Source organism: Streptomyces sp. NPDC006265 (assembly GCF_040613555.1).
In the GTDB taxonomy this organism is placed as follows: domain Bacteria; phylum Actinomycetota; class Actinomycetes; order Streptomycetales; family Streptomycetaceae; genus Streptomyces.
In genome coordinates this window covers 1-5,134 of the sequence record NZ_JBEXSH010000671.1, presented here as the reverse complement: position 1 = coordinate 5,134, position 5,134 = coordinate 1, and the positions used below count along the sequence as shown (strand labels likewise).

The 5,134-nt window shown below is 70.9% G+C and carries 6 protein-coding genes and 2 pseudogenes; 2 read left to right on the top strand and 6 right to left on the bottom strand.

Going from position 1 to position 5,134, the window contains the following annotated elements:
- Positions 1 to 319 (bottom strand): annotated as a pseudogene (locus tag ABZ281_RS37080) (hypothetical protein); the annotation flags it as partial.
- 154 nt (positions 320 to 473) lie between these two features.
- Positions 474 to 1,106: a GNAT family N-acetyltransferase gene (locus ABZ281_RS37075; RefSeq protein ID WP_356662434.1), complete on the bottom strand. Its 633-nt coding sequence runs from the start codon at positions 1,104 to 1,106 to the stop codon at positions 474 to 476.
- Between the two features lie 112 nt (positions 1,107 to 1,218).
- Between ABZ281_RS37075 and ABZ281_RS37070 the strand changes: the two genes are divergently transcribed.
- Positions 1,219 to 2,346, top strand: coding sequence for a YihY/virulence factor BrkB family protein (locus tag ABZ281_RS37070; protein WP_356662433.1), 1,128 nt, complete (start codon positions 1,219 to 1,221; stop codon positions 2,344 to 2,346).
- 11 nt (positions 2,347 to 2,357) lie between these two features.
- On the opposite strand, the gene ABZ281_RS37065 is transcribed toward ABZ281_RS37070, so the two are convergent.
- The 3 genes from ABZ281_RS37065 to ABZ281_RS37055 form a co-directional block, all read right to left on the bottom strand.
- Positions 2,358 to 2,810 (bottom strand): NAD(P)H-dependent oxidoreductase, encoded by a 453-nt coding sequence (locus ABZ281_RS37065; protein ID WP_356662432.1) that lies wholly within the window; start codon positions 2,808 to 2,810, stop codon positions 2,358 to 2,360.
- Positions 2,811 to 2,988: 178 nt separating this feature from the next.
- Positions 2,989 to 3,321, bottom strand: a complete 333-nt coding sequence (locus ABZ281_RS37060; RefSeq protein ID WP_356662431.1) for a DUF3618 domain-containing protein — start codon at positions 3,319 to 3,321, stop codon at positions 2,989 to 2,991.
- Positions 3,318 to 3,761, bottom strand: coding sequence for a phage holin family protein (locus tag ABZ281_RS37055; protein WP_356662430.1), 444 nt, complete (start codon positions 3,759 to 3,761; stop codon positions 3,318 to 3,320). Before ABZ281_RS37055 ends, ABZ281_RS37060 begins: the two co-directional genes overlap by 4 nt.
- Positions 3,762 to 3,908: 147 nt before the next feature.
- On the opposite strand from ABZ281_RS37055, the pseudogene ABZ281_RS37050 reads away from it, so the two are divergent.
- A pseudogene (locus tag ABZ281_RS37050) lies at positions 3,909 to 4,360 on the top strand (SRPBCC family protein).
- Positions 4,361 to 4,420: 60 nt separating this feature from the next.
- Here the strand turns inward: ABZ281_RS37050 and ABZ281_RS37045 are convergent.
- A partial coding sequence (locus tag ABZ281_RS37045; RefSeq protein WP_356662429.1) for a cation-translocating P-type ATPase occupies positions 4,421 to 5,134 on the bottom strand: 714 nt, incomplete at its 5' end.

Below are 5,134 nucleotides of genomic sequence, written 5' to 3'. Positions count from 1 at the left end.
GACATCGTCTCCGGCCTGATCCAGACCACCGTCTGCGCCGAGCCCGGTGACTCCGGCGGCTCGCTCTACGGCAGCAACGGTACGGCGTACCCTGCCAGCACATGGGGTCCAGCCGGGCCATCTCGGGGTTCTGGAAGTCGCTCCCCCAGCGCAGCCAGCAGCCGTAGTTGCGGGAAGCCGGGTCGACGACCGAGCCGTGCGCGACGGCCGTGCCGCTCCAGGGGATCAGGCTGAGCAGTGCGGCGACCAGGACACTCAGCACGAGCGTCAGACGGGGCCTGAGCCCGGAGGCATGTACATCATGACCATGACAATTCATGATCTCTCGCTTTCGGGTGTGAGGGTGTCGTGCTGTCGGTCATGCTCGCGTTTCTGTTTTCGATCATGTTTCGGTGTGGGAGCGCTCCCATCCATACAGGCTGTACCCGATGACGCGGGTCGGCAATGGGCGAATCGCGCCACTTCCGTATCGGTCAGAGCCGGTCGAGTCCCTTCGTGCTGCGTCCGAGGTAGGTGGACTCGCCCGGCTCGCGGACGTCGATCTCCTCGAAGCCCATACGGTCGTAGAAGGCCCTGGCCCGGGTGTTGGCGGTCGCCATGGACAAGTGAACGGCCGGCACTCCCCTGCCCTGGAGCGCCCGCAGGAGCGTCCGCATCAGGCGGCGTCCGTGACCGCGGCCCTGCCAGTCGGGCAGCAGGTCGATGTGCAGATGCGCGGGATGGCCGGCCAGTTCGGGCAGCACCATCCGTTCGGGGTGGTGCAGCAGGCCCGCCATCGCCTCGTCCGGGGTGCGCGGCGGCCGGGGCGGTTCCGGGTAGCGGCCGGCGACCAGAGGCAGCCACGTGGTTCGAAAGGCCCCGGCGAAGCGTGGGGTGTCTGCCGTTCCGAGGATGTAGCCGACCGCCCGCCCCCGCCCGTCGTCCAGCACGAAGGCCAGGTCCGGTTCCAGATGGACGTACGGCGCGGCGAAGGTCACCGGGAAGATACCCGGGTCCGCGTAGTGGGGGCGGCTGTCCTCGCCGTGGTGCGCGGTGCGGATGCAGATGTCGTCGAGCGCGGGACGGTCCTCGGGACGGTACGGGCGAATGGCGGGCGACGTCGTCATGGCTGCATCGTGCCGGGCGTGGGAGCGCTCCCTCAACCTCGTTCGGAGCAGCGGGGGCATCCGGCTCGAACGGGCGCGGCTTAAGGGTCCGGCCCCGGGTTACCCGGCTCACATGGTGAAGCTGCATATTCCGGGACGCAAAGAGCACAACGAGGCCGAGGCCCCACCTCCACAGAGCCCGCGCTCCGGGCCCGAGGCGGACCGCCGGGAGTCTCCCGAGGCCGAACACCATGATGCCCCCGCCCCCGCTTCCGAGGAGCCCGGGCCGGGCCCCGAGGTGGAGCGGGCGGCGCCGGACTCGCTGGCCGAGATGCCCCGGAAGTCGTGGGGCGCGGTACTGAAGGGCAGCCTGCGGGAGTTCAAGGACGACGAGCTGACCGACCGGGCGGCCGCGCTGACGTACTACGGCGTGCTGGCGATGTTCCCGGCGCTGCTGGTGCTGGTGTCGATGCTGGCCCTCACCGGCCGGTCGACCACGGACAAGGTCACCGAGAACGTCCGCGAGCTCGTGCCCGGCTCGGCGGGCGACATCATCACCCGGGCCGTCCACCAGTTGCAGGGCAACTCCGGCATCGGCTCGCTGATGGCGATCGTCGGTCTGGTGCTGGCGGTGTGGTCGGCGTCCGGCTATGTGGGGGCGTTCATCCGCTCCGCCAACGCCGTCTACGACATGCCCGAGGGCCGGCCGGTGTGGAAGCTGCTGCCCATGCGGGTGGGCGTGACGGTCGTGCTGCTGGTCATGGCCGTCATCAGCGCGCTGATCGTGGTGTTCTCGGGCGCGCTGGCGCAGCAGGCCGGAGACGCCCTGGGCATCGGCGACACCGCGCTGACGGTGTGGTCGATCGCCAAGTGGCCCGTCCTGGTCCTGTTGGTCGTGAGCATGATCGCGATCCTGTACTGGGCGGCGCCGAACGCCAAGGTGAAGGGGTTCCGCTGGATCACTCCGGGCAGTCTGCTGGCCCTGCTGATCTGGATGGTCGCCTCCGCCGGCTTCGCCGTCTACGTGGCCAACTTCGCCTCGTACAACAAGACCTACGGCACGATGGCCGGTGTCATCGTCTTCCTCATCTGGTTGTGGATCACCAATCTGGCGATCCTGCTGGGTCTGGAGTTCGACGCGGAGACGGTGCGGCAGCGGGCCATCGCCGGTGGGCATCCGCCCGAGGCCGAGCCGTACACCCAGCCACGTGACACCCGGGCGTGGGACGAGCAGGACCGGCGCCGACTGGAGGAGACCTGACCCGCGCCGGGTCAGTTGGTGAGTCCGGCGGCCACCGTCGCACCCAGTTCCCAGCACCGCTCGAGGTCGCCCTTGTCCGGCTCGCCGGTCACGGAGACGGCCTCGGCGGTGCGGCGCCAGCCGAGACCCGTGGTGACCGACTCGATCCCGCGCACCGCTCCGGTGACGTCGTTACCGCCGTGCACCCAGTAGCCGAAGGGGCGTCCGCGCGTGGCGTCCAGGCAGGGGTAGTAGACCTGGTCGAAGAAGTGCTTGAGGGCGCCGGACATGTAGCCGAGGTTCGCGGGAGTGCCGAGGAGGAAGCCGTCGGCGGCGAGGACGTCGGAGGCGGTGGCGGACAGCGCGGGCACGCGGACGACCCGGACGTTATCGATCTCGGGATCCGTCGCCCCGGAGACGACGGCCTCGAACATCGCCTGGCAGTGGGGCGAGGGCGTGTGATGGACGATCAGCAAGGTGGCCACGGCACCTGACCTTGCCGTCCGGACACCCGTCACGCAAGCCCGGGCCCCGCCACGGCGTGCTGTGACGGGGCCCGGATGCCGCTGTCGCTCAGCGGTTGCCGCGACGGCGGATCAGCAGGCAGGCCACGAGAACGGCGCCCGCGCCGGCCAGCAGGGCCGCCCGGTGGTCGCGCACCTGCTACGGGGCCTTGGCCTGCCAGACCTGCTCGGCCTTCTCCTTGGCGCCCTGAGCGGCGGCGGCGCCCTTCTGCTTCACCGGCTCGGGCAGCTTCTCCTCCACGGTGTGGGCGACGTGTGCGGCCTTGGCCCTGGCCTGCCCGCTCCATTCCTGGGCCTTGGCCCCGGCCTGCTCCCTGACCGCGACGGCCTTCTCACGGGCGCGGGTCTTGACGTCGGCCCGGTCCGCCAGTGCCTGGACGGTGTCGCCGAGTTCGTGGCGGGTGTGCTCGACCTGCTCGCGCAGCTCCTCCTGGCTGCGGGCGGTCGGCTCGTCGTGCGGGGGCTGGGTCATCGCTGTGCACTCTCCTTGATCTCGGCCACGTCGGCCTTCACGCTGTCGATGGTCCGCTGCGGGGCGGGCGGGGTGGCGCTGCGCACCTGTTTGCGGCCGGCCAGCGCCGTGAGGCCCGTGGCCACGGCCAGTACGCCCGTGACGATCAGCGCCGCCGCCCACACCGGCAGCGGTACGGCCAGGGCGGCGATCACCGTGGCGACCAGGGCCTGCAGGGTGACGAAGCCGAGTACGCCGGCCCCGCCGAACAGGCCGCCGCCCTTGCCGAAGCGCTTGCCCTTCTCGGTCATCTCCGCCTGGGCGAGGCGCATCTCGCCGCGCACCAGGTCGGTCAGTTGCTCGGTGGCGCGTTGCACCAGCTCGCCCACCGGCTCGTCCCCGGCCGCCGACGCGCTCCCCGAGCGGGGCGCGGCGGGGGCCGTGCGGTGTGTCTCCGTCATGGCGATCACCTCCCGGTCCGTAGTTGCGGACCGGGTACCAGCGAGGGCAGAAAAGACACCTGGTCGGACAGCTTGTGATGACGACGAGTGAGCGGCGCAAGATCTGGTCCCCGTCCGTCGCTCACACACGAGAGAGGGAGGTTCGCCTTGTCGCAGGTAGAGGAATCCATCGAGGTCCGCGTGCCGGTGCACACCGCGTACAACCAGTGGACGCAGTTCGAGTCCTTCCCCCAGTTCATGGACGGTGCCGAGCGCATCGAGAAGCGCACCGACACACCCTCACGCACTGGGTGACGAAGGTCGGCGGACAGGCCCGGGAGTTCGACGCGGAGATCACCGAGCAGGTCCCGGACGAGCGTGTCGCCTGGACCAGCGTGGGCGGCGAGGCGCGGCAGGCCGGCGCGGTGACCTTCCACCGTATCCAGGACGACACGACCAAGGTCATACTGCAGATGGACTTCGACCCCAGTGGTATGGCCGAGACCGTCGGCGACAAGCTCGGGTTCGTGAAGCGGCAGGTATCCGGTGATCTGAAGCGGTTCAAGGAGTTCGTGGAGGCCCGCGGGGCGGAGAGGGGCGCCTGGCGCGGCGAGGTCTGACCAGGTGTGAGGAGGCCGCCACCACTGCGTGTGGTGGCGGCCTCCTGCCGTGCCCGGCCGCTACGCCACCGGGGCGGCGATGCCGCTCCGGAAGAGCTGCCGGGCCTGCCGGTTCAGGTCGTTCAGGCGCAGGGCGAGCTGAGCCGCGGCGTCGTAGAGGGTGTGGACGGCGCTGAGGCGCTCCAGGCGGGGTGCCAGGGCCGACAGGGCGATGGCCAGGGCGACACCGGCCCAGGCGACGGGACCGAGCGGGGTGCAGCCGAAGAAGTGGCTGACGCCGGGGGTCTGGACGAGGGCGGCGAGTACCGCGGCGGAACCGAGGGCCGTGACCCACACCAGGGTGCTGTGGCGCCGCCCGGAGAGGGTCTGGACGAGCTGGGCGCCGACCACGCCGCACAGGGCCATGGTGGTGGACCGGCGTTCGGTGCCGGGGGTGAGGCGGCCGATGAGGTATGCGGCGACCGCGCCGAAGCAGGTGGTGATGCCGCGGCGGCGGATGGAGCGCAGCAGGGGCGCGCCGAGGACGTCGAGGCCCATCGGGCCGGTCGCGGCGTGCTCGGCGGTCGAGGGGTCGCTGCTCGGTGTGACGGCCACGGCCATGGCCGGGAACATGTCGGTGAGCAGGTTGACCAGCAGCAGTTGACGGGTCGACAGGGGTGAGGCGCCGGCGAGCAGGGTGCCGAGGACGCTGAAGCCGACCTCGCCGGCGTTGCCGCCGATGAGGATGCTCACCGCGTCGGCGACGCTGCGCCACAGGGCACGGCCCTCGGCGAC